The sequence below is a fragment of the Brevibacterium sp. 2SA genome, from assembly GCF_005502845.1.
Classification (GTDB): Bacteria; Actinomycetota; Actinomycetes; order Actinomycetales; family Brevibacteriaceae; genus Brevibacterium.
Genome location: NZ_SCMW01000009.1, coordinates 65,574 through 86,457 on the forward strand (window position 1 = coordinate 65,574; position 20,884 = coordinate 86,457).

The 20,884-nt window shown below is 69.8% G+C and carries 18 protein-coding genes; 14 read left to right on the forward strand and 4 right to left on the reverse strand.

What is annotated here, in order from left to right; genetic code table 11:
* Positions 1-23: 23 nt before the first annotated feature.
* The 3 genes from FFS20_RS05760 to FFS20_RS05770 form a co-directional block, all read right to left on the reverse strand.
* Positions 24-983: a hypothetical protein gene (locus FFS20_RS05760; protein WP_137824965.1), complete on the reverse strand. Its 960-nt coding sequence runs from the start codon at positions 981-983 to the stop codon at positions 24-26.
* Positions 984-1,262: 279 nt separating this feature from the next.
* Positions 1,263-2,375: an ABC transporter gene (locus tag FFS20_RS05765; RefSeq protein WP_137824966.1), complete on the reverse strand. Its 1,113-nt coding sequence runs from the start codon at positions 2,373-2,375 to the stop codon at positions 1,263-1,265.
* A 6-nt stretch (positions 2,376-2,381) separates the two neighbouring features.
* A complete protein-coding gene (locus FFS20_RS05770) occupies positions 2,382-3,740 on the reverse strand; it encodes an LPXTG cell wall anchor domain-containing protein (RefSeq protein ID WP_137824967.1) in 1,359 nt (452 codons plus the stop codon).
* A gap of 484 nt (positions 3,741-4,224) precedes the next feature.
* Here FFS20_RS05770 and dcd point away from each other — a divergent pair, with 484 nt between their 5' ends.
* From dcd to FFS20_RS05825, 11 genes are all read left to right on the forward strand, one after another.
* A complete protein-coding gene (gene dcd / locus FFS20_RS05775; RefSeq protein WP_137824968.1) occupies positions 4,225-4,803 on the forward strand; it encodes a dCTP deaminase in 579 nt (192 codons plus the stop codon).
* Positions 4,800-5,798 (forward strand): hypothetical protein, encoded by a 999-nt coding sequence (locus FFS20_RS05780; RefSeq protein ID WP_137824969.1) that lies wholly within the window; start codon positions 4,800-4,802, stop codon positions 5,796-5,798. Before dcd ends, FFS20_RS05780 begins: the two co-directional genes overlap by 4 nt.
* Positions 5,799-5,923: 125 nt before the next feature.
* Positions 5,924-8,974 carry a Na+/H+ antiporter subunit A gene (locus tag FFS20_RS05785; RefSeq protein WP_137824983.1) on the forward strand — a complete coding sequence of 1,017 codons (3,051 nt, stop codon included), beginning with the start codon at positions 5,924-5,926 and terminating at the stop codon, positions 8,972-8,974.
* Positions 8,971-9,666, forward strand: coding sequence for a Na(+)/H(+) antiporter subunit C (locus FFS20_RS05790; protein ID WP_249356691.1), 696 nt, complete (start codon positions 8,971-8,973; stop codon positions 9,664-9,666). The genes FFS20_RS05785 and FFS20_RS05790 overlap by 4 nt, the downstream gene beginning before the upstream one ends.
* Positions 9,663-11,243, forward strand: coding sequence for a Na+/H+ antiporter subunit D (locus FFS20_RS05795; protein ID WP_137824970.1), 1,581 nt, complete (start codon positions 9,663-9,665; stop codon positions 11,241-11,243). The genes FFS20_RS05790 and FFS20_RS05795 overlap by 4 nt, the downstream gene beginning before the upstream one ends.
* Positions 11,243-11,836 (forward strand): Na+/H+ antiporter subunit E, encoded by a 594-nt coding sequence (locus tag FFS20_RS05800; RefSeq protein WP_137824971.1) that lies wholly within the window; start codon positions 11,243-11,245, stop codon positions 11,834-11,836. The genes FFS20_RS05795 and FFS20_RS05800 overlap by 1 nt, the downstream gene beginning before the upstream one ends.
* The gene (locus FFS20_RS05805; protein ID WP_137824972.1) at positions 11,833-12,474 is read left to right on the forward strand and encodes a monovalent cation/H+ antiporter complex subunit F; all 642 of its coding nucleotides are present in this window, start codon (positions 11,833-11,835) and stop codon (positions 12,472-12,474) included. Before FFS20_RS05800 ends, FFS20_RS05805 begins: the two co-directional genes overlap by 4 nt.
* A complete protein-coding gene (gene mnhG, locus FFS20_RS05810; RefSeq protein WP_137824973.1) occupies positions 12,464-12,859 on the forward strand; it encodes a monovalent cation/H(+) antiporter subunit G in 396 nt (131 codons plus the stop codon). The genes FFS20_RS05805 and mnhG overlap by 11 nt, the downstream gene beginning before the upstream one ends.
* Complete coding sequence (locus FFS20_RS05815; protein ID WP_137824974.1) at positions 12,849-13,601, forward strand: response regulator transcription factor; 753 nt, start codon at positions 12,849-12,851, stop codon at positions 13,599-13,601. Before mnhG ends, FFS20_RS05815 begins: the two co-directional genes overlap by 11 nt.
* A complete protein-coding gene (locus tag FFS20_RS18240; RefSeq protein ID WP_249356692.1) occupies positions 13,598-15,622 on the forward strand; it encodes an ATP-binding protein in 2,025 nt (674 codons plus the stop codon). The genes FFS20_RS05815 and FFS20_RS18240 overlap by 4 nt, the downstream gene beginning before the upstream one ends.
* Before the next feature lie 8 nt (positions 15,623-15,630).
* Positions 15,631-16,305: a hypothetical protein gene (locus FFS20_RS05825; protein WP_249356693.1), complete on the forward strand. Its 675-nt coding sequence runs from the start codon at positions 15,631-15,633 to the stop codon at positions 16,303-16,305.
* Between the two features lie 126 nt (positions 16,306-16,431).
* Here the strand turns inward: FFS20_RS05825 and FFS20_RS05830 are convergent, their stop codons facing one another.
* Complete coding sequence (locus FFS20_RS05830) at positions 16,432-17,832, reverse strand: sugar porter family MFS transporter (protein ID WP_137824976.1); 1,401 nt, start codon at positions 17,830-17,832, stop codon at positions 16,432-16,434.
* A gap of 119 nt (positions 17,833-17,951) precedes the next feature.
* Between FFS20_RS05830 and FFS20_RS05835 the strand changes: the two genes are divergently transcribed.
* From FFS20_RS05835 to FFS20_RS18245, 3 genes are all read left to right on the forward strand, one after another.
* Positions 17,952-18,881, forward strand: a complete 930-nt coding sequence (locus FFS20_RS05835) for a sugar isomerase (RefSeq protein ID WP_137824977.1) — start codon at positions 17,952-17,954, stop codon at positions 18,879-18,881.
* Entirely contained in the window at positions 18,878-19,825 is a 948-nt protein-coding gene (locus tag FFS20_RS05840; protein ID WP_137824978.1) for an ROK family protein, read from the forward strand. Before FFS20_RS05835 ends, FFS20_RS05840 begins: the two co-directional genes overlap by 4 nt.
* A partial coding sequence (locus FFS20_RS18245) for a PfkB family carbohydrate kinase (protein WP_137824979.1) occupies positions 19,822-20,884 on the forward strand: 1,063 nt, incomplete at its 3' end. The genes FFS20_RS05840 and FFS20_RS18245, both read left to right, overlap by 4 nt.

The following is a 20,884-nucleotide window of genomic DNA, read 5'->3' on the forward strand; positions in this document are numbered from 1 at the left end:
CGGGATCTCGGGCCGCGCGATCCTCACATGATCGAGACTTCGCCGAGGCGGCGCGGTTCGACCCGGACCTGCGAGGACCGGACGACGACGGAGCCGCCGAAGACGAAGGACAGGGTCTCGTCGAGGTCGTACTCGGATGCGGTGACGATGTCGCGGTAACGGCCCTGGATCCGCACCTCGGCCGTCGCCGGGGTGAGCTCGAGGTCGCCGCCGGAAGCCGTGAGACTGACCTTCGGCTCGCGCACGATCGACCATGTGACGTCGCCGAGGATCTCGTTGTCCGTCTCATAGCCGAAGACGCAGCCGGTGGGCATGAGCGTCGTCGCCTTCACGCAGCCGGCGAGATAGTCGCTGACCTGCTGGGCCACGGACTCCTCGAGCTTCGCGGTCGGCTGCGGGGAGAGGGAGACCTGGGCGGTGTCGCCGGGGGCGGTCACCTCGGCGCGCTCGGACTTCGACGTCAGGTACGTCGCGTCGAAGCCGACGAGATAGGTGGCCGGGAAGAGCACGGGCACGGTGCCGGCGGAGACGCTGAAGCCGTTGACCGTCGCCGTCGACGAGCCCGAGACATCGAGGTCGAGCGTCGGCCACGCCTCCTGCTCGATCGCCCACCGATCGAAGAGGCCCGCGGCGGCCGGAAGCTTGACGAGGGTGAGGTCGACCGACCGCGTCTGCGAGGATAGCACGTAGCTGAGCTTGACCGTCGCCCGGTCGCCGTCGGTCGAGATCGTCTCCGCACTCGCCTCGCGGGGCAGGTCGGGGGCCGCGGAGAGGACGTCGCCGTTGAGCGCGAGCGTCGACTCCGGAGTGGGGGAGGAGAGGTAGGAGAAGGCGCGTTCGGCATTGCCCTGCTCGATCGCGCGCATGTACGCCTCGACCGTGCGCGCCGGCGTGTAGAACGCGAGATTGAGCAGCGGCACCGAGGCGACGGTGAGGACGATGACGACGAGTGCCGAGATGAGGAGTGTCCGCGGTGTGCGCATGGCCTCTCCTCGTCGGCTTGGGGGATGGGGCGGACCGTGATGCGGATCCGCAACGGCGTCGAATCCAGTTTAGTGGACAGTCGGCCTGTCCCCGTCCCCGGCCCGTCCCACTCGGATCGCCGAGGCGGCGGCCGGGTTCAGCGGCTCAGCGCGGCTTGCGATCACGGCAGGGGCGGCCCTGATGCGCGGGGCGTTCGACAGCGGCTCAGCGCCGCCCATGATCGTGGCAGGAGCGGCCTCGGTGCGCGGGTTCGCCGCAGCCGAGTCCGGACGCGCGGGTCACTCCACGGAATAGGCCCGCAGCGCCGAGGTGTCGACCTCGACGAAGACGTGCGTGCCGACCCTGACCGCGGCGCGCAGCTGCGCGAGCGTCGCCCCGAGGCCCGGATGGAGGATCCCGAAGCCGGCACCGGAGTCAGCTCCGCTGCCGTCACCGGAATCACCGGCACTGTCCTCACCAGCACCAGCAGAGGTACCGCCGAGGCGGGCGAGATCGGCGAGGTCGACGTCGAGGGCGAGCCCCATCTCCGTGTCGACGGGTGAGAGCTTCGCCTGGATCGCGGTGCCGCGGTCCCGGAGTCCGACGACGATGGCCTCGAAGACCGCCGCCGAGGTGAACGCCGGGTCGTGCTCGTCGAGCGAGACGAGGGCGCTGCGCCAGGGCAGGGTGACGAAGACCTTCCCGTCGAGCTCGGTCCGGGCGCGGACCGCGGAGTGGCCGATCGACAGCCAGCCCTTGCGGGCCAGGCCGGACCAGATGTTGACCCCGGTGAGTTCGGCGGGCAGGGAGCCGCGCGGTTCGCTGACGACGGAGGCGAGCGAACCGAACGCGACGAGTTCGCCCTTCTCGATGTCGGCGACCCCCGCCTCGGCGATGATGAAGTCCGTGAGGGTGTCGGAGGAGAAGACGATGCCCCGGCCCTCGGCGGCCGCGAGGTCAGCGAGCCGGGCCCGCAGGCCGGTCCGGATGTGGCCGGGCACGCCCGCGAAGGGATCGATGAAGGTCAGCCACTTCGCGCCCGTGGCCCAGGCGAGGGCGAAGACGAGTTTCGCGCGCGCTCCCGCGTCGAGGTCGCTGAGACGTCCGCGCAGCGCCTCGGGCGGCAGGCCGAACTCGGTGCACGCCGCCGCCAGTGCCGCCTCCCCGGGATCGGCACCGGCGGCACGGAAGTAGGTTCTCACCCATCTGCGCACACGCAGACGTCCCGACCGGAACCCGGTCGGGATCTGTGGGGGAGGCGCGACACCGGCCAGGGCCGCCGCGGACAGCACCACCTCGGTGATGCTGTCCGGGCTGCCCATGAGCCCGAGAACCGTCCCTGCTCGAAGACGACCGAGGTCGATCGGGCGTCTGCCGAGGTGCAGCCCCTCCAGGGACAGTTCTGTGCTCAACGGATCTTAGAACTCCGCAGGATCGTCGGCGGCCGCATCGGCGCGACGACGGGTGATGACGACGGCGGCCGCGCCGACGACGAGGAGTCCCGCGCCGAGCGCGAGTCCGGTCAGTTCGGCACCGGTGCGGGGCAGGTCGTTCGAGGCGCTGCTGCCGTTGCCGGAGTCACCGCTGCCGGATCCACTGCCGGAGCCCGAGCCGTTGCCGTCCTCGGACACGTCGGTGCCGTTGGTGACGACAGTGAAGCTGCCGCCCTGGGGCTTGTCGAAGCTCTCGGCCTGGACGCGGACGTTGTACGTGCCGAGCACGGCCTTGACCTTGGCCTGGACGCCGAAGGTCGCCTTGCCTTCGTCGTCGGCGTCCTTCGACATCGTGTAGCGGTCGACCTTGCCCTGGGCGTGTTCGACGACGATCGTGATCTTCTCACCGGGCTGCGCACCGGTGACGCCGAGGGTCACACCCTTGTTGAGGAAGTCCTCGGAGCTGATCTCCGTGGGATCGATGATGAGCGCCTGCGGTGCTGCCGCCGGCTGCTCCTCGTCGTTCGCTCCCTCGCTCGTCGACGGCGACGGATCGCCGGTCTCCGACGGTGTGCCGGTCTCGGTGGGCTGGGGGGTCTCGGTCGGAGCGGTCTCGGACGGCGTCGGCTCCTCGGTCTCCGAGGGCGTCTCCGAAGGAGTCTGCGTCTCGGTGGGCGAGGGCGTCTGCGACGGCGTCTCGGTCGGCGACTGGGTCTCCGTCGGTGTCGGCGACTTCGTCTCGGTCGGTGACTGCGTGGGAGTCTCGGACGGCGACGCGGTCTCGGACGGAGTCTGCGTGGGAGTCTCGGTCGGAGTCGGCGATGCGGTCTCGGTCGGCGACTGGGTCTCCGACGGCGTCTCGGTCGGAGCCGGGGACGTCGTCGACGGTGCCGGAGCGGTCGGACGCTCGCAGGTGCCGCCGGCTCCCGAATCGTCGATGTCGGCATCCGAGGCGACGACCTCGAAGGTCACCTTCGAGGAGTCCTTCTCGGTCTTGAGGTCTGTGAGGAAGAGCGTGTACTTGCCGACCGGCACCTGAGCGCCCTCGGTCGTCGAGAAGTAATAGGTGCCGTTGACCTTCCCGTTCTCGTCGACGGTGAGCTGCGTCTGCGGGGTGTACTCCGTGCCGTCGGTGCCGACGACCGTGACGGTCGCCTTCTCATCGGCGGTGAATCCGGTGCCGGAGAATCCGATGCCCTTCTTCTTGTCCGCAACGTCGGTGCGGGTGATCTGGGCTGCGGACACGGTGGCCTGCGGAGTGGAGCTGTCGGGAACCGCCGAGCTGTTTTCGGGGTCGGTCGAGTTCTGCGCGCCGTCGTAGGCGCAGAGCGGGCCCTGGGGCACCGTAGGAGACTCCGTCGTCGCAAACGCCGGAGCGCCTGCGAGACCTGTCAATGCGACGGCTACTGCGGGGGCAAGCACAAGACGCGAGGTCTTCACAGTAATGCCTTTCGGTTGATCTCAACCCGCGAAAGGCGATGGAACTCCCGGCATTCCTTGGCTGAAAAGAGGAAGGCACCATCGTGCGCGGGTTCGTACAGCACACAACTCTAAGGCATTCACTCAGGCGGGTGGGGAGACACACGGAGGGAATTCAAGGAAAAATCCCGCGATCGTTATCATTTCGTGACCAAGTAACGGCGTGTCGCTCCTCGCCGAGGCGGCTGCTGAGTCTCCAATGCACCCTCCCCGAGGTGATTCCTCAGTCCCCACCGCCACCTCGGCGAGGTGATTCCTCAGTCCCCGACACAACCCCGTCGAGGCGGTCGGCAGATCCCGCGCGCCTCGAGAACTGCGCGAGACGGGCCGTCCGACTACCATCGGGGATGTGACTCTCCTTTCCGATCGCGACATCCGCGCCGAACTCGAATCCGGCCGCATCGCCCTCGACCCGTGCGATCTCTCCCTCGTCCAGCCCGCCAGCGTCGACGTCTGCCTCGACCGGTACTTCCGTCTCTTCGACAACCACAAGTACCCGGTCATCGACCCGAGCCTCGAACAGCCCGAGCTCACCCGGTTCGTCGAGGTCGCCCCCGAGGAGCCCTTCGTCCTCCATCCCGGCGAGTTCGTCCTCGCCTCGACGCACGAGCTCGTCACGCTCCCCGACGACATCGCCGCCCGGCTCGAGGGCAAGTCCTCGCTCGGCCGCCTCGGCCTTCTCACGCATTCGACGGCGGGCTTCATCGACCCCGGCTTCACCGGGCACGTCACCCTCGAGCTCTCGAACGTCGCGACGCTGCCGATCACGCTGTGGCCGGGCATGAAGATCGGCCAGCTCTGCTTCTTCCGGCTCAGCTCCTCGGCGGAGAACCCCTACGGCTCGCAGATCACCGGCAGCCGGTACCAGGGCCAGCGGGGCCCGACGGCCTCCCGGTCGCACGCGAACTTCTTCCGGAGGGCCATGTGATCTCCCGGCGCGAGCTGCGGCAGCGGGAACAGGCGGAGCAGGCCGCTCCGACGGCGGCCGCTGCCGATCTGCGAGGGTTCCACCTCCTGCTCCTCGACGCCGAGGTCGAGGTCTCCGACGTCCTCGCGCTCGTCCACAACCGACTGCCCGACATCCCGGCGCGGTTCGGGGACAACGGCCAGGTGCGCCTGTCCCGGCACTCGCGCCTCAGCGCCGGAGTCGACCTCGACCCGGCGACCGCGGCCGCCCTCGAGGTTCCCGAATGGGCGACCCACGCCGTCGTCCTCGACTGCCCGCGCGACCGGGAACCGGCCCCGCCGCCGGACTGGTTCGCCGATGCCGACGGCCTCCACGAGGCGTTCCCCAAGGGACTGCCCGACCGTGAGGAGGAGCGTCAGCTCAGCCTCCTCCTGTCGATCGCCTCTCGCCTGCACCTGGCCGTCCGCCTCGCCGACGAAGACGGACTGCCCACCCGCGTCCTCGTCCCCGACCCCGATGCGAAGGTCGACCTCTACATCTACTCGCAGTACTGGCTCGAACCCGAGGTCGCGCTCTCCGTCGTCCGCCGGCACGCTCCGCACGCCTTCCAGCAGGCGCTGCCGACCCCCGATGCCGCGGTGCTCGCGCAGGCAACGCTCGACGATCCGCTCTTCGACGCCACGGCGCCGGTCGTCCTCGACGGATACTCCCTTCTCATCCCGCTCGGGGAGATCGACGAGGGAGCCGGGGAGATCGAGATCCGCGTCATCGAGGCCGAATGGGTGCCGCCGATCATCGCCGCGAGCACCGCGGAGCCGCAGATCGAGTACCACGTGCACTGGATGGACACCGAACAGCTGCGGTACCGCCCCGGCCGTCCCCGCCGGTTCCGTCGGATGCGCGCCGAGGTGGCCGACCTCGTCGATCGGATCGGCGCGGAGCTGCTCTCGCGCAGCGACGGCACGGGGCTCGATGAGAACGGGTTCCTTGTCACTTCGGGGCAGCTGCGGGGCTGAATCCTCCGAACTGAGCGAGCAGCCCATTGATTGGGAGATCAGGGGTGTTCCATGAGAAAATACTGTTGAGCAGAAATGACCCCATAATCCCCTTGTGAAGACGGAGGTGTCCGCCGGTGATTGCCATGACGGGAGCCTTCTTCGGGGCTGCTGTCATTGCCTATCCGCTGGTGAGGATCCTCGGGCGCAACGCCTTCTTCCTCCTCGCCCTCGTCCCCCTGGCGGGATTCATCCTCACCCTCAGCGCCACCTCGGCGCTCTTCGGCCCCGACGGCGCCCCGGTCGTGGAGAACCTCGACTGGCTTCCCGCGCTCGGCCTCTCCGGCATCTTCCGCCTCGACATCCTCTCGTGGGTGATGAGCCTCATCGTCACCGGGGTGGGCACGCTCGTCCTCATCTACTGCGCCCGCTACTTCCCCGCCGACGAACCGGGCCTCGCCCGTTTCGCCGCGGTGTTCATGGCCTTCGCGGGCATGATGTACGGACTCGTCCTCGCCGACGAACTCCTCGTCCTCTTCGTGTTCTGGGAGGGCACGACGGTCTTCTCCTACCTCCTCATCGGCCACAGCCAGTCGCGGCGGCGGTCCCGGCAGGCCGCACTCCAGGCGCTCATCGTCACCACGGCCGGCGGCCTGGCGATGTTCGTCGGGATGGTCCTGCTCATCACCGCCACCGGCACCGGATCGATGTCGGCCCTCGTCGAGCGCGCGCAGCTCGGCATGGACACCGGCCCGGTCATCACCACCGCCGTCATCCTCATCCTCGTCGGCGCGGTCTCGAAGTCCGCGCTCCTGCCCTTCCACTTCTGGCTGCCCGGCGCGATGGCCGCGCCCACCCCGGTCAGCGCCTATCTCCACGCCGCGGCCATGGTCAAGGCCGGCATCTATCTCATCCTGCGGCTGGCTCCCGGCTACCACAATCTGCCGGGCTGGACGGAGATCCTCCTCACCCTCGGTCTGCTGACGATGTTCATCGGCGGGTGGCAGGCGCTGCGGCAGACCGACCTCAAACTGCTGCTCGCCTTCGGCACCGTCTCCCAGCTCGGGTTCCTCACGGTCATGGCCGCCTTCGGGTCCCCGGACCTCACGCTGGCGGCGCTCGCGCTCCTCGTCGGCCACGCCCTCTTCAAGGCCTGCCTCTTCCTCTGCGTCGGCATCATCGACCACCGTGCCGGCACGCGCGATCTCACGAAGCTCTCCGGCGGCTGGAAGGCGTTCCCCGTCGTCGCCGTGTGCGCGACGATCGCCGCCGCCTCGATGGCCGGCATCCCGCCGACGCTCGGGTTCGTCGCGAAGGAGGCCGTCTACTCGACGCTGCTCGAGTCCGGGACGAAGGCCGGGGTCATCGCGCTCATCGGCATCATGATCGGCTCGATCCTCACCGTCGCCTACTCCGCGCGCTTCGTGTGGGGAGCGTTCTCCTCGAAGCCCGGCGTCGACGATATCGCCCGCCGCGACGAGAACGTCACCCTCGTCATCTCCCCGATCATCCTCGCCGCCCTCACCCTCATCCTCGGGCCCGCGGCCGGCGTCCTCGACCCCTATCTCCAGGCCTGGACCTCGGTGCTGCCGACGACGAACCCGGCCGACGGCGAGTACTACCTCGCGCTCTGGCACGGCTTCGAACCCGCACTCGGCCTCTCCGCGGTCACCGTGGCCGCCGGCCTCCTCCTGTTCTGGTTCCGCCGGACCGTCGCGAAGGTCCAGTCGACTCTGCCGGCGGGCATCGACTTCCACAACGTCTACCGTCGCCTCATCAGCGGGATGGAAGCGCTCGCGCTCTGGGTCACCGCACGCACGCAGCGCGGTTCGCTGCCGTTCTACCAGAGCGTCATCTACCTCGTCCTCATCGGCGGCGTCGGGCTCGCGCTCATCACGAATAACACGTGGCCCATCCGCTTCCAGCTCGCCGCGAGTCCGCTCGACTTCATCGTCGCCGCCGTCCTCATCGTCGTCGCGATCGCCGCGACCCGCGCGAAGAAGCGCTTCACCGCGGTCGTCGTCACCGGCATCTCCGGCTATGCCATGGTCGCGTTCTTCGCGTTCATCGGCGCCCCTGACCTCGCGCTCACGCAGGTCCTCGTCGAGACGATCACGATCGTCGTCTTCGTCCTCGTCCTCCGCCGCCTGCCCGCCCGGATCGGACAGAGCACGGGACGCTTCACCCCGGCGTGGCGGGCGATCATCGGCGCCGGCGTCGGCGTGACGATGATGGTCGTCGTCCTCCTCGCCGCCGGCGTGCGGATGTTCGACCCCGTCTCCGCGGACTTCGGCGAACTCGCCTACGTCATCGGCAACGGCCAGAACATCGTCAACGTCACCCTCGTCGACATCCGCGTGTGGGACACGTTCGGTGAGATCTCCGTCCTCGTCGCCGCCGGCACCGGTGTTGCCGGACTCATCTTCGTCCGCGGCCGCGAAGGCCACCTCGGCCGCTTCTCCCCGGACCGCACCGGCTTCGGCCGGGCCGGTCAGCTGCGCTTCCAGCCCGTGCCCGACGAGATCGGCCCGCGTCGGGAGGCCGACAGCGACCACGAGGGCGTCGAGGAGCGCCGGGCCTCGTGGCTCATCGCCGGTCGCACGCTCGCCCCGCGCAACCGCTCGATCATCCTCGAGGTCACCGCGCGCCTGATCTTCCACGCCGTCCTCGTCTTCTCCGTCTACCTGCTCTTCACCGGGCACAACACCCCCGGCGGCGGTTTCGCCGGCGGTCTCGTCGCCGGTCTCGCCCTTGTCGTCCGCTACCTCGCGGGAGGCAAGTTCGAACTCGCCGAGGCGGCCCGCTTCACTCCCTCGGGCCTGCTCGGCACCGGGCTCATCCTCTCCGTGCTCACCGCGGTCGGCGGCTGGTTCTGGGGCGATGCGGTCTTCAAGTCGATCTACGTCGAGGGCACGCTCCCGCTCCTCGGGGAGCTCAAGTTCGGCACCCCGACGTTCTTCGACATCGGCGTCTACCTCATCGTCGTCGGCCTCATGCTCGACATCCTCCGCTCCCTCGGCGCCGAGGTCGACCTCCACCAGGAGCGCGACGAGCTCCTGCTCACCGACCGGCTCAACACCTCGCTCGGCCTCACCGAGCGGATCGGCGACGAAGCCGAGCACCACGCGGTCTCCGAGATCCTCAACCGCGTCAACCACCTCGAAGTCGACAACGGCGCTGAAGGAGGACGGCTGTGAGTCTGCCCTTCGTCATGGTCCTCGCGATGGGAGTCCTCTTCGCGTGCGGCGTCTACCTCATGCTCGAACGCTCCCTGACCCGGGTGCTGCTCGGCTTCATCCTCCTCGGCAACGCCGTCAACCTCCTCATCATCCTCACCGCCGGGCGCGGCAGGCCGCCGCTGACCGACGGGAAGAACCTCTCGACGGTCGGCATGTCCGACCCGCTGCCCCAGGCCCTCGTCCTCACCGCCATCGTCATCACCTTCGCGGTCACCGCGTTCCTCCTCGCGATGATCTACCGCTCCTGGCGACTCGTGCGCGCCGACTCCCTCCAGGACGACGCCGCCGACCTTCAGGTCGCGATCACGAAGATGATCAACTCGGAGGCCGAGGCCGGCACCGACTACGACGACACCGAGTTCGGCGACGAGGCCGAAAGCCCGATCCGCGGGGCCGTCGACCTCGACGACGACGGCACCCCGGCCCAGCGGAAGGCCGCCGAGACCACCGAAGGATCCGAGGCGGACGAGAGCCCCGCCTCGGCGTCGGGAAGGACCACCGGAGGCACTGATCGCGCAGCCGACGCTGACCGAACAGCCGACCCCGACAGCCCTGACTCGACGGGCAGCACCGACACGAGCGGCAACACCGACACGACCGACAGCTCTGACACGACCGACAGCACACGGGAGAAGGGGGAGGACCGATGACCGAGCTCCTGCCCATCCTCGTCCCCCTGCCCGTCCTGCTTCCGCTCATGGGCGCGGGCCTCGCCCTCGTGCTCTCGAAGCACACGCGCTCGCAGAACATCGTCTCCGTCCTCACGCTCACCGCGGTCATGGTCATCGCGTTCGTCGTGCTGCTCGGGGTCGACCAGTACGGGCCGCAGGTCGTCGCGATCGGCGGCTGGGAGCCGCCGGAGGGCATCACGCTCGTCGCCGACCGGCTCTCGGCGCTCATGCTCGTCGTGTCCTCCCTCGTCACCCTCTGCGTGCTCATCTACGCGCTCAGCCAGGACGCGAACGACGATTCGAACGAGACGCCGATCTCCGTGTTCAACCCCAGCTACCTCGTGCTCTGCGCGGGCGTGGCGAACGCGTTCCTCGCCGGCGACCTCTTCAACCTCTACGTCGGATTCGAGATGCTCCTGCTCGCGTCCTACGTCCTCCTCACCCTCGGTGCGACGGCCGAGCGGATCCGGGCGGGCGTGACCTACGTCGTCGTCTCCCTCGTCTCCTCGATCATCTTTCTCACGGCGATCGGCGTCATCTACGCGGCGACGGGCACGGTCAACATGGCCCAGCTCGCCGAGCGCCTCGACCAGCTGCCCCCGGACGTGCAGATGGTCCTCCACGTCCTCCTCCTCATCGGCTTCGGCATCAAAGCGGCGATCTTCCCGCTCTCGTTCTGGCTGCCCGACTCGTATCCGACGGCGCCGGCTCCGGTCACCGCGGTGTTCGCGGGCCTGCTGACGAAGGTCGGCATCTACGCGATCATCCGCACCGAGACCCTGCTCTTCTCCGATTCCTCGCTGCGGGTCCCGCTGCTCATCGCCGCGGGGCTGACGATGCTCGTCGGCATCCTCGGGGCGATCGCGCAGTCGGAGATCAAGCGCATCGTGTCCTTCACGCTCATCTCCCACATCGGGTACATGCTCTTCGGCGTCGCGCTCGGCACGACGTTCGGGCTCGCCGCGGCGATCTACTACACGGTCCACCACATCATCGTCCAGACCGCGCTGTTCCTCGCGATCGGACTCGTCGAAATGCGCGGCGGGTCGACGTCGACGCGCTCCCTCGGCGGGCTCATGGTCCTCTCCCCGGCGCTGACGATCATCTTCTTCCTCCCCGCCCTCAACCTCTCCGGGATCCCGCCGTTCTCCGGGTTCATCGGCAAGGTCGCGCTCTTCGCCGCCGGCTTCGAGGACCAGAATTGGCTGGCCACCGCGCTCATCGTCGCCGGCACCGTGACGAGTCTGCTCACCCTCTACGTCATCGGCCGCACGTTCAACCTCGCGTTCTGGCGCGACCCGGCCGACGCCGAGGAGCCGAACGAGGAGCTCGTCGAGGAGTTCGCCGAGCGCAAGCGCACGATCCTCGCCGGGGGAACCTGGCGTTCGCGGATCGGCGTGCCGGGACCGATGTTCGCGGCCACCTCGGCGATCGTCCTCGTCTCGATCCTGCTGACGATCTTCGCCGGGCCCCTGTGGGATCTGTCGATGCGCGCCGCGGAGAACCTCGCCGACCCGCTCAACTACGTCAACCAGGTGCTCGGAGGTGGTGGCTGATGACGCCGCGCACACCGGTGAACAAGGGCCGCCGGATCGTCCAGCAGCTCGTCCTCGTCTTCTTCCTCGTCGTCCTCTGGGTGATGCTGTGGGATTCGCTCACGGTGCTCAGCGTCGTCACCGGCATCATCCTCGCGTTCCTCGTCACCCGGGTGTTCTACCTGCCGCCGGTCGTCCTCTCCGGCCGGTTCAACATCCTCCACGCCGCGGTCTTCGCCGGCTGGTTCCTCTACTCGATGGTCATCGCGTCGGTCGAGGTCGCGTGGTTCTCGTTCCGCCCGAAGGCCGTGGGCGCCGGATCGGTCATCGCCGCGGATCTGCGGACCCGCTCCGACCTCATGATGACGCTCGTCGCCGACACCGCGAGCCTCATCCCCGGCTCGATCATCGTCGACAGCGACCGGGCCCGCGGCCGCCTCTACCTCCACGTCCTCGACGCCGACACCGACGAGAAGATCCTCGCCGCGAAGAAGCAGGTCTACGACATCGAGGGCCTGCTCATCAAGGCGCTCGGGTCGACCCGTGACCTCGCCGCGCTCAAGGTCGACCCCGACCCGCTCGCCGCCTCCGCGGAGAGAGGAGGGACCCGATGAACGGCCTCGTCATCACCGTCATCATCGCCGTCGCGACGATCCTCTTCGCCGCCTCGGTGTTCGTCGCCCTCTACCGCGTCATCCGCGGTCCCTCGATCCTCGACCGCATGATCGGCACCGACGTCATCCTCGCCTCGATCATGTGCGGTCTCGGCGCGTTCATGGCCGTGACCGGCCGCACCGACCTGTTGCCCGTGCTCATCGTGCTCGCGATGCTCGGCTTCGTCGGGTCCGTGAGCGTGTCCCGCTACGTCTCGAAGTCCGATTCGATGACCCCGGGCGCCGAGGCGGGGGCGCTCAGCGACTTCTCCGCCTCCGACTGGCACATGCCGAAGAGCGAGACCGCCGCGACCGACGACGCGCAGTCCGCTCGGGAGGCGGCGTGGGCCGAGGACGTCGCCCGCGGCATCTCGAACGTCCCCGACGGACCCGTCGAGATCACCGTCCGCGACGAGGTCGTCGTCCCCGACCCGGGCCCCGCCGAGGCGACGACCGCCTCGGCGACACCCGACGACGAGCGCGGGGAAGGAGCCGGCAGCGGCCCCGACGCGGGTCCCGACGACGGCCTCGCCGGGCCCACCGATGAGGTCGGGCGGCACCGGCACGACGACGGGAAGGGGGGACACGATGGTCCTTGATCTCATCAGCGCGATCCTCATCCTCCTCGGCGCGGTCCTCTCGCTCGCTGCCGCGGTCGGTCTGCTCCGGTTCGGCGATCTGCTCTCGCGGATGCACGCGAGTGCGAAGCCCCAGGTGCTCGGCCTCGTCCTCATCGCGATCGCCATCGCCATCCAGTTCCCGACGTGGGCAACGGTGACGACACTGGCGATCATCGTCTCGTTCCAGCTCGTGACGATTCCCGTCGCCACTCACATGGTCGGTCGCGCCGGCTATCGCACCAAGCACCTGCGTCGATCTATGCTGTATCGAGATGAGCTGGCCGAAGCCGTCGATCGCGCAGAGGCCAGGGAGACGGCCCGTGAGCGCCGACGAGAGTTCGGAACGGACGAACATGACGGTTGACAACCAGCGAGACCAGCAGCCGCTGGTGCTCGTAGCCGACGACGAGCCGGATGTGCTCGGCGCGGTGGTGCCCTTCCTTCAGCGCTCTGGGTTCAGGGTGCTCGCCGCCGGTGACGGCCTGCTCGCCCTCGATGAGATCCGCCGCCACCAGCCCGACGTCTGCGTCCTCGACGTGCTCATGCCCGGGGCCGACGGCCGGCAGGTGCTGCGCACCCTGCGGCAGGAGGAGAACTGGGTGCCGGTCCTCCTCCTCACCCAGGTCGGGGAGGCCGTGGAGAGGGCGATGGCGCTCGAAGAGGGCGCCGACGACTACCTCAACAAGCCCTTCGACCCCCATGAACTCGTTGCCCGGATCCGCGCGGTGCTGCGCCGGACCCGGACTGAGGGCCCGCCGCTCGCGACCGCCCCGGTGCTCGTCTCGAGCTTCGGGCTGCGGGTCGACCGGGTCGGCCGGCGCGCGTGGCTCGGGCAGCGCGAACTCGTCATCACACCCAAGGGCTTCACCCTGCTCGAATACCTCATGGTCCATCAGGACGAACTCATCGACCGCGCCCGGCTCCTCGAAGTCCTCTGGGGGTTCGAGGAAGCCGTGGGGACCCGCGCCGTCGACTCCCGGGTCGCGGAGCTGCGCCGGGTGCTCGGCGAGGATGCCGCCGAACCGCGGTGGATCGCCACCGTCCAGGGCCGCGGCTACCGTTTCGTCGGCGACGTCCACGGTGAGGAAGGACTCCGACGGATATGACGAACTTCCTGGTCATCGAGGTCCAGATCTGGCTGTTCCTCCTCATCCTCCTCCTCGTCCTCGCGGGGCTCGCGGCGGCCGCGTTCTTCGGCTGGCGACGGCTCAAGCGCCGCGAGGCAGCACTGCGCGAGTCCATCGAGACCGCGGCTGCCGAGGATTCGCTCGCCAAGCGCAATCGGATGCTCATCCGCCTCGACCACGAGCTGAAGAATCCTCTCACCGCCCTGCGGACGTCGGCGGCGACGATCCGTGAGGTGTCCCGACAGGGCGGCACCCTCGCCGAGGTGGAGCCCTCGGCCAAGCAGGTCGACATCTCCTCCCGCCGGGTCGCGCGTCTCCTCGCCGACCTGCGCAAACTCGCCGACGTCGAGACGCGGATCATCGAGTACTCCCGCGTCGACCTCGACCGTCTCATCCACCAGGCCGTCGAGGATGCCTCGACTGCGCCGGGTGCCGAGGATCGGATGATCGTGGCGACGGTCGCGCGTGCTCCCTGGCGCCTGCCCGACGTCGCTGGGGAGGAGGATCTCCTCCTCACGGCGATCCTCAACCTGCTCGGCAATGCGCTCAAGTACTCTTCGCAGGCCGAGGTCGTCGAGCTCCGCGCGAACGAGCAGATCATCGACAACCATCGCTGGGTCGTCGTCGAGGTCGCCGACACCGGCAGCGGCATCCCGTTGGGGGAGCAGGACCAGGTGTGGGACGAGCTCTCCCGCGGCTCGCGGGTGCGCGCCGTCGCCGGGTCGGGCATGGGCCTCTCCCTCGTCCGCTCGATCGTCGCCCGCCACGGCGGGTCGGTGCAGCTCTTCAGCCAGGAGGGCGTCGGCACCTCGGTGCGCATGGTCCTTCCCGTCCTCGCCGACGCCGACCCGGTCGGGGCACCGCCGATGGCCGAGGGCGGCGCCCACGCTGCCGCCGGCTCGCACCCCGTGCAGCCGGTGCAGAATCCCGATATGCGCCACGCCCCCGGGTTCCTCCCGCCGCGTCAGCCGAGCGAGGCCGAACTCAACGGGCGGATCCTCGGCACGCCGAGGCGGACGTCGAAGCGCCGCCTCGAACGCGTCGACGGCACGCTCATCGATCGGTCGACGGGGGAGTCCGTCGGCAGCGGCAGCGGGTTCCCCGTCGACTCCGGTCAGCATTCGCAATTCAAGCCAGGGACGCGCCCGCCGCAGAGCGGTCAGCCCCAAAGTGGCCAGCCTCACAGCGGTGGTGTGCCAGTCGAGGGTCAGCCGCAGAGTGGTGGCGTGCCGGTGGGCAGTCAGCCGCAGGGCCGCGGTGTGCCGGCGGGTGCGCCGCAACCTGACAGTGGACCCCAGCGGATGCCTCATGGCGGCGGACAGTCCGACAGCGGTCCGCAGCAGGGGATCCCGCAGCAGCAGGGAGCGCAATCTCCGCAGGGTCGGCCCGTGGCGATGCAGCAGGGGCCGGGCGCGCAGCCGCCCGGCGGCCACCCCGGCCCGCAACCGCACGGCGGTCAGCAGTCGGTGGGCAGTCAGCCCGGCGGCTATCCGGCGCACGCTGCCGGACAGCACTCGGGTCCTGGTTTCGGGCAGCGTCCCCACCAGGGCGTCCCCGGTGCTCCGGGCGGAGCACCCCAGCGGCCCGGCCAGGGTCTTCCTTCCGGAGTCCAGGGGCAGCAGGGCGGTCAGCCGTTCGGTGTCCCGGAGCACCGGCGCTTCGCCGATCCCACGCGCCGTCCGACACCGCAACCCGGTGGTCAACCGCCACAGAGCGGACAGCCGCAGCCGAACGACGGCCGTCAGGCGGTCAGTGGCCAGCCGCAGCCGAACGGGCAGCCGGGATACGGCGATCGACAGCCGCAGAACGGGCGCCCGCACGGTGGCCGGCCCGCCCCAACGCCGTCAGAGACCGTCCACCCTCAGGGCGGCCGGCCGGGCACCGCGCAGCCCCAGGGCAGTCAGCCCGCCCCCGGCCAGCCCGGCACTGCTCCGCCCGGCTCGGCTGACCAGCCGTTCCCGAGTCGGCGCGATCTGCGCAAGAGGAACGACTCGCGATGACGAGACCGGTGGTCCGCACAGTCACAGCGGTCGGCGCCGCCGCCTCCCTCCTGCTCAGCGGGTGCGCCGTCCTGCAGGTCCGCACCGCTGAACGCGACTCGGGGCCGCTCGCCGTCGGCGTCCAGGAGGAGCCGGGCGAGCCGACGGAGGAGCCGACCGGACCCACGGTCCCCGAGGGCATGGAGATGAAGTCGCACAACCTCGGCGCGGAATGCCCGGTCAATGTCAGCTTCGCGATCGGACCCGACTGGTTCGACGGCAGCAGCAGCCCGGCGTTCATCGTCTACAGCCGGGGGACGTCGCTGAACGACAGCGACGCCATCATCATCTCGTGCAATGAGGCCTTCGACGACTCACCCAAGGCGGTCGTCGACGGGAAGAAGCAGTACCAGTTCTCCGAACAGGGGTCGACGGTCAACGCCGAGCGCACCGGCTCGATCGGCTCGGGCTACTTCTGGACGTACCAGGCGGTGCTCGGGGAGAACGAGATCTTCGCGATCAACCAGGAGCCGACCGTCATGTACGGCGCGACCCTGGGGTATCAGACGAACGGGCGCCTCGTGAACATCAGCGTCGAGATGCGCGCGCTGCAGACCGATGAGGCCGCCGCCGAGGACTTCAAGAAGATGCTGCCGACGCTCACCGTCGACGGCGAATCGGTGCCCTCACCGACCTTTAAATGAGCTGACGGCAGCGGCGACTGCACCGGGCGACTGCCGACGCCCGGCCTACCGGGCGGCTGCGACCGCACCGCGCGACCGCACCGGGCGACCGCCAGTGCCCGGTGCGGTCGCAGGGCACCTGCCGTCCTACCGGCGCGAGCTCTCGAGGCCTGTCGGCCACTTCGCGCCGTTGGCCCAGTAAGCGGAGATCTCCGAGAGGTCGCGGCCCTTCGTCTCCGGGGCGAAGCGGAAGACGAAGAGGAACGCGAGTACGGAGAGCGCACCGAAGACGAGGAAGACGCCCGCACCGCCGATGAGCTCGAGCAGCCCGGGGAAGAACTGGGCGACGATCGCATTGGCGACGAGGTCCGCGGTGAGCATGAGCGAGGCGCCGAGCGCCCGGTACTTCGCGGGGAAGGTCTCACCCGCGTAGACCCAGACGAGCGAGCCGAAGCCGAACGTGTAGCCCATCGTGAACGCGATGATGCCGATGACGCCGAAGACCGTGCCCCCGGTCGTGCTGCCCGCTTCGCCGCCGAGGCTGAAGGTGAGGACGAGGACGACGGTCGAGACGATCATCACCCCGATGCCGGTGAGCAGCACCGGCCGCCGCCCGAAGCGGTCGACGATGAACATCGAGACGATGACGGCGGCCAGCGCGAAGGTCTGGACGATCGCCGGCAGACCGAGCAGTGCGCCGTAGCCGCTGAAGCCCATCGACTCGAAGATCGAGGGCGCGTAGTAGATCGTCGCGTTGATGCCGGTGATCTGAATGAAGAAGCCGAGACCGATGACGAAGAGCGTGGCCTTGAGCAGGTGGCCGCGGAACATCTCGACGAGGCGGCCGCTCTCCTGGTTGAGCTCGGTGCGGATCTGCCCGAGATCCCGGTCGACGTCGCGGTCCGGATCGAGCGCACGGAGGGCATCGGCCGCCTCGGCGTCGCGTCCCTTGAGCATGAGCCAGTGCGGGGTCTCCCGGACCTTGAGCAGCAGGAGGAAGACGATCGCCGCGGGCACGGCGGCGAGCCCGAGCATGAGACGCCACGATTCGATGAGCGCGAGTCCCCAGCACACGAGGTAGCCGGCGATGATGCCGATGACGGTCGTCACCTGGTAGGCGACGAGGAGGCCGCCGCGGACGTTCGTCGGGGAGGACTCGGCGATGAAGACGGGGACGACGGCCAGGGCGATGCCGATCGCGACGCCGAGGAGGAGGCGGGCGAGGAGCAGGGACACGTAGCCGGGGGCGAAGCCGGAGATGACGGAGAAGACGATGTAGCCGGCGGCGATGAGGAACATCGACTTCTTGCGGCCGATCGCGTTCGACAGCGGGCCGCCGATGATCGCGCCGACGATCTGACCGATGACGACCGCGGTCGCGAGCCCGCCGAGCTCGGCGCTGCTCAGCCCCAGGTCGCCTTCGAGGAAGAGGAGGGCGCCGGCGATGTTGGAGATGTCGTACCCGTACGTGATGCCGAGCGCGACGGCTGCGAACGCGACGATCGTGACGAGCCGCGGTGCCCGCCCTAGGTCGGAGAGGAATGCCACGTGACTGCTCCTTTGCGAGAAATGAATCTAAGCAAACCGTACATGAATACTATCCCCATGGTGGGAAATATGCCATGATAATGATTGATTGAATCAAAAAACGATCAGGAGAATGAGCAATGGCCAGTGGTGGCGCGTTCATGGCGGAGGAGCTCCGCAGTCAGCCGGACATGTGGGAGACCACCCTGTCCCACCCCGTCGCCGAGGCGGCTGTCCCGGCCGACGGCGAGCGGATCGCCGTCATCGGGTGCGGATCGTCATGGTTCGGCTCGCAAGTCTATGCGAACCTCCGCGAAGCAGCGGGGCAGGGGGAGACCGATGCCTTCACGGCGAGCGAGTACCCCTTCGACCGCGCGTATGACCGCGTCGTCGCGATCTCCCGCTCGGGAACGACGACCGAGGTCATCGACACCCTCGCCCGCCTCGACGGGTCCGTGCCGGTGACCGCGATCGTCGGCGGTGCCGACACTCCGATCGCCGAGGCGGCCACCGACGTCATCGCGCTCGACTTCGCCGACGAGCGCTCCGTCGTCCAGACGCGCTTCGGCACCTCGACGATGGCCCTGCTGCGGGCGTGGGCGGGGGACGCCGCGGCGGTCGACCAGGCGATCGGCCAGGCGCGGACCGTCCTCGAGGGCATCTCCGCCGACTTCACCGAGGTCGACCCGGCGATCCTCGACGACGCCCTCATCGATGCCGAGCAGTTCAGCTTCCTCGGCATGGGCTGGACCTGGGGCGTGGCCAATGAGGCGGCGCTCAAGCTGCGCGAGTCCGCACAGGCGTGGACGGAGTCGTACTCCTCGATGGAGTACCGGCACGGGCCCATCGCGATCGCCGCCCCGGGTCGGGTGACCTGGCAGTTCGGTGAGGCCCCCGAGGGGCTCGCCGCGCAGGTCGAGGCCACGGGCGCCCGCTTCGTCGAGGCCGACCGGGATCCTCTGGCCGACCTCGTCCGCCTCCACGCGCTCGCGCTCATCAAGGCCCGCCGCCTCGGCGTCGACCCCGACCATCCGCGCTCGCTGACCCGCTCCGTCGTCCTCGACCGATGACGACGCGGGAGGAGATCCACCGGGTCGCTGCCGGCCAGAGCCTCGGCCCGGGTCCCGTCGCGCTCGCCGTCGACGTCGGAGGCACGGGGATGAAGGCGGTGCTCTTCGACTCCGCCGGCCGGTTCGTCGACGCGATCACCGCCCCGACCCCGGAGTGCACGGACACCGCCGCCGGTGAGGTCGTCGACGTCGTCGCGGACTTCCGTGACCGGTTCGCCGCCGATCATCCGGACCATCCGATCGCCGAGGCGGCCGTCGTCCTTCCCGGGATCGTCGACGAGGCGACGGGGACCGGAGTGTTCTCGGCGAACCTCGGATGGCGAGACGTCCCGTTCGCGGCGATCCTCACCGAGCGCCTCGGCGTGCCGGTGACCGTCTCCCACGATGTGCGCTCGGCCGGGCGCGCGGAGTTCGCCTTCGCCGAGGCGATGCCGGCCAACGCGGCGATGGTGACGATCGGCACGGGGATCGCCGCGGCGATCATGGTCGAGGGCACGCTCGTGTCCGCGGGCGGCTTCGCCGGCGAGGTCGGGTTCACCGAGGTCACCGTCGACATCGCCGACGGCGTGTTCCGCGGTCCCATCGAGCACATCTCCTCGGCCGCCTCGATCGCCAGGCGCTATACGGCGCGCAGCCGCCGCGAGGTCTCGGGCTCGCTCGGGGTGCTCGAGGCGATGCACGCTGGCGATCCGATCGCCGCTGCGGTGTTCGCCGAGGCGGTCGACGCCCTCGGAGCGATGTGCGCACAGCTCGTCGCGGTCGTCGCGCCCGAGGTCATCGTCTTCGGCGGCGGTCTCTCGAGCGCCGACGAGCTCCTCGACGGCGTCGACGCCGCGCTGCGCTCACGACTCGACTTCCACCGTCCCCCGCACATCCGGCGGGCCGGTCTCGGTCCGGTCGCCGGCCTCATCGGGGCGGGCCTGCTCACCCGAGGGCACGCATGACCGCGGGCAGCCCGTCGCAGGATGCAGCGCCGACGGTCGTCGTGCTCACGCTCAGTCCGGCGCTCGACTGCACGCTCACCGTCCCCCGGCTCGACCGGGGGCGCACGCATCGTGCGGGACCGGCCGCCGAGGTGCTCGGCGGCAAGGGCGTCAACGTCGCCCGCGTGCTCGCCGCCCTCGGAGTGCCGTCGGTCGCCTTCGGTCCCGTCGCCCGCGAGCACTGGCCGACCGCGGGCGACGCGGAGACGGTGCGGTGGGCGCTCACCGACACTCCGGCACCGCTGCGCCGCAGCATCGCCGTCATCGAGGACTCGGGGCGTGCGACGCTCATCAACGAGACCGCCCACCCGCATCCGGCGCACGTGTGGGCAACGCTGCGCTCCGGAGTCGAAGCCCGACTGCGCGAGCCGGGCCTGCGGGTCCTCGTCATCTCCGGGTCGACCCCGGACGACTGTCCCGCCGATCTCGTGCCCGGGCTCATCACCGCCGCGCACGCGGCCGGGATCACGGTCATCGTCGACACCTCGGCGACCGGCCTCCTCGCCGCCGCCGAGGCGGGCGCCGACTGGGTCAAACCCAACGACGAGGAGCTGCGCGAGCTCTTCGCCGACGACGCCGACACCGAGCGCGCGAAGTGCGCGGCGGCGTTCGAGCGGGCGTTCTCACCCGGCACGGCGCGTGCCGGTGCCCGCCTCAGCGACACGTCGATCGCCGTCGCCGCGGGCGGCGATCCCGTGCTCCGCGGCGCCGGTCGCCTCATCGCCGCCGGCGCCCGTCACGTCCTCGTCTCCCGCGGAGCCGACGGTATGGACCTCGTCGATGCGACCGGTCCGCGCCGCCGGGCACGGCTCGCCCGCACCCTGCACGGCAATCCGACCGGGGCCGGGGATGCGGCCGTCGCCGCGCTGGCCTGGACGCTCGCCGCCCGCGAGGCCGGGATCGAGGGGAGCGGCGGGGACGCCGGGGCGGGAGCCGACGCCGGGGACGACGTCGCGCGGGAGTCCGCGGGCGACCACCTCGGCGATGCGGAGATCGGCGTGCTGCTCACGCGCGCGGTCG